The sequence below is a fragment of the Frankia sp. CgMI4 genome (assembly GCF_001756285.1).
Lineage (GTDB): Bacteria > Actinomycetota > Actinomycetes > Frankiales > Frankiaceae > Frankia > Frankia casuarinae.
Genome location: NZ_MAQZ01000010.1, coordinates 1 through 3,815, shown reverse-complemented (window position 1 = coordinate 3,815; position 3,815 = coordinate 1). Strand labels below are relative to the sequence as shown.

Below are 3,815 nucleotides of genomic sequence, written 5' to 3'. Positions count from 1 at the left end.
CACAAACAGACTTTGCGGGTCACCCTGGCGGGCGCAAGCCGCCCGGCAGCAATCATAGTAGGGCAAACACGCCCCCTGTTTCAGAACGCCATCCGCAATTTAGCCATCGATGCATCGGGCGGCACCGGACATGCCCAGGGGACAGGAACAGGCCACGGCCTGGTGTTTGTCTCTGGCAACGGTCTGATAGAAAACGTCATTGTCCAGTATCCGGACGGTGACGCCTTTCATTATGCCCAGGATTTGTTGATGACCAAGCTTACCGGAGGGCCGTACACCCTATCAGGTAGCGGACAGAATATTTCACTGACTACGAACGCCTATCTTTCATCCAGCGGTGGTACGTTTACCGTAAATACTGCTACAGGTCCGATCAACGTTACCTACACCGGACTATCGGGCBGCACGACGGCGACAGGTTGCACCGGTTCCGGAACGATCAGCAGTGGGCAATCTGTCGGCTACGGGATTTACGATCTGACTACTGTCAATTCGTACGCGCAATTTATGGCAGGGTCCGGCTGGAAGGTCGACTGGAACTATGCCTCATCAGAGTGGTTTGCGTGCCGGGTAGATGGAGCTAAAACAAAGCCGGCTTCCGCTACCAACGTCGGCTTTCTCTTGTACGGCACCTACCTAAAATTTAGTCTATGCCACGCGTATCTTTGCAATACCGGGCTCCAGATCGGCGATACCTCGGTTTTTACCGCCGCCAGCATCACGGTACTCGGCGGCGAATGGGAGACCAACGTAACGAACGGCGTAAAGATTACAAACAATACCGGCCCGATTCTTATCAGTGGAGCTCAGTTTTATGGCAACGGCCTCGCCGCGAACCCCGGCGCCGGTACCGATATATTCCTGGGAACGGGCTCTACAGAGGTCTTCGTGTCGGAGTGTGTGTTCCGGCAGGGCACGGGTGGCGGCCTTACCAAGAACATATACGCGCTTCTGTCTACATGGTGTGTGATCCAAAACTGCGARTTCGATTATCTGTTTATAGGCCAGAACATCTTTTTGGACGGAGCCTCTGGCGCTGTTTCGCATTTTACAGTCCGTGGCAACCAGTCACTTAGCCAGGCAAGCTCCACAAGCTTCGCTTTACTTAAAGGCCAGGTGCTGGAATGTGAAGTTCTGGATAACACCATCCAGGGTTCAATTGTGGAGCAGGTATCGGGCATAACACCCAACTATAACCGTATCCACCGTAATGTAGTAGTAGGTGGCTGGGGCGGGTCAGTGACGACCGTCGGCCAAAATAGCGAAGCTTGGGAGAACAAGAATACATCCGATGTGATAACGGTAGCCTCTACGACGGCTACTKCGCCGGCCCACAAACTCACCCGTGCATCATCTACTTCTGCGACCGCCACCTTGAGTCCTCCTGGGTACAATGTTGGTGGCATTGCCCTGGCGGCAGGCTCAACCGGTGTAACGCTCCCTCAGGCAACAGTCACACTCGCGTCTTCACCTGTCGGCATATTCCCGGTTTCAGGTAGTATTCTGGTGCCACTCGCCAGCGGCTACACCACTGTCCGATACACCGGCATCTCCGGAAATAGTTTTACCGGGTGCACCGGGGGGAGCGGCACTACCGCCTCCGGTAGCGTCTACGCCTTGCCGGCTGGCCACCTAAAATTCCAGGCGGTCGCGACCGACAACACGAATGGYGTTACTATATCTTGCCCTACGGGGATGACGATCAACGGCTTGTCATCAAACTTGTCCATCAGCGGCACCGTCAATAAGGTATGGACTGCTATGCTTAGTGGAACTGATTGGCTTATTTATTGAGGAATTTCATCCGGTAATTCCGGYATCTTGAGAGGTTCATCGCTCATGCCCCCATCGCCTCGTGGAACTCCCGGGGAAGCGGCCGTGACCGCCTTCCCGCTCATAATCTCCGCAAAGGTTTCCTGCGCACGTCCAGCCGATATCTATGGCGTGCTCGGGTGGCAGATGGAGGACGCCAGGGTGCTGACAGGGCCAGTAAGAGCACTCCGATGCGAGCGCGCCCATCACGTAACCTTGCCGTCCTCGAATGAGTTATAGGAGCTTGCGGCCTCCCGGCTGTCAATCGGCGAGACAGCCCCTTCTATGTAGTAGGCGGCGGCTGACGACCCACCTGGAGATCGGGTGGCACCAGCCGGTTCAGGAAGTCGACCAACGACTGAGYCTCGTCCAGCTCCGACTTTGCCTGCTACCACACAGTATCCTTGTGCGACTTTACCATCTCCAGCTGTGGGAGATACATTGAGTTCCGCTTATCCATCTCTGCGCGATAGTCCTCCAGCTGCCGATATCTCGCGGCCGCCGAGAACCTGGCAAGACCGGATGGCTTCGGTAGCTTGACGGGCTCGTGTTCCTCGGCATGCCACACCWCTGCCTCGCGCAGCTTGGCGGCGGCTTCCTTCGCCTCACGTTCGGCCGCGGATGCGCTCACCTCCGCGGAGGTCRCATACTGTTGGCGTCCGCGTACATAGTCGAGCCATTCCTGGCGGTGCCCCTGCCCGTGATGGAGAATCATGGCCGGTACGACCAGCGCCAAGTCGGAGCGATCTTCCGACGTAAAGTCACCCGGCTCCCACAAGTTGGTGATCCTGTGGAGCCGTTCAAGATCGGCGGTGAACCTGTCCAGTTCAAACAATGTATTCCAGCGACCCAAGTAAAGCGAAAAAATTCGCCGCCAGACCAGTGGTCGTAGACCATGGGTTGTCGTTTTCGGGCAAGTATCACAGACGACCGTCAGCGCACTCGCAAGGGTGCCGTGTCGTCCACAGACGTCCTTTCGACAGGTGCGGCAGGCCCCTATTGCCGCCAGCCCACAACGGCACGTTGCCGTAGCCGTTGCTGCAAGCGCTCCGTACTCGTATTCGTGATCACAGATTCGGCTCGTAACCTTCTCATATACCGGCGTCGCGTAGGCGTTGGGCGGCCCGAGCGGCATATTGAAATCCGGCCGTCCGTAGCTCYGTTCGACCTCGTCTACCTGGCTCTCGCAGTGACGCAAGACCGGCGTGATCGGCCGATAGTACCGGCCATAGCACGCCGGACAGGTCCCCCCAATGATCCGCATGGAGGCTGTATACCAGAGCCCAGGACCCCCGCCTACCTCGTTCAGTACGAGCGGAAGCAGCAGTACGTTCGCCTCCGCCGGAGGCCTCGCTCTTGGAGGCTCGTCGGGCGAGCCGGATCAGGTGCTCTTCGTACGACGGAGTACTTGATCAGAACAGATCCCACTCCCGCAGCAACCCCGTCAGCTCGTCCAGCCGCTCCCTGGTCATCCGCTTGCGGGCCGCATCCGGAACTTGTCAAGATTTTTAGGACAAGATTCTTTGTGAACTAGCCTGTGTTCCGTCCCTGTCGTGATCTCGGTCGAGGGATGACTTCTGATCGTTCRGGCACGCCGTCGGCTGGTTCGGCCTGGTCATCCGGCGTGTGGTTGATCCCGGCGGGCTTCGGGAGCGGCGGCGGGACCGGGGGCTGGTTCACGAACCGTTCCGGATGCGCGGCGTAGGCCACGTCGAGGACACGGCTGCGGGCAGCGTGTACCGCCTCGGCCTGGCCGAAGTACACGGCCGCCGGCGTGAGATAGCCGATTCCCGAATGTCTGTGCTCATGGTTGTACCAGGCGAAGAACCCGCGGCAGAACTGGCGCGCCTCGGCAATGGTACCGAAGCGGTCAGGAAAGTCGGGCCGGTACTTCAGCGTCTTGAACTGTGATTCCGAGTACGGGTTGTCGTTCGAGACCCGCGGCCTCGAGTGCGACCGGACGATGTCAAGGTCCGCGTAGAGCAACGCGACCGTCTTCGACG

General features: G+C 58.3%; 2 protein-coding genes. One reads left to right on the top strand and one right to left on the bottom strand.

Annotation, left to right across the window (positions count from 1 at the left end):
- On the top strand, positions 1-1,794 hold a 1,794-nt coding region (locus tag Manayef4_RS23765; RefSeq protein WP_217494082.1), incomplete at its 5' end, for a hypothetical protein.
- Positions 1,795-3,342: 1,548 nt separating this feature from the next.
- On the opposite strand, the gene Manayef4_RS02100 is transcribed toward Manayef4_RS23765, so the two are convergent.
- On the bottom strand, positions 3,343-3,815 hold a 473-nt coding region (locus tag Manayef4_RS02100; protein ID WP_139139963.1), incomplete at its 5' end, for an integrase core domain-containing protein.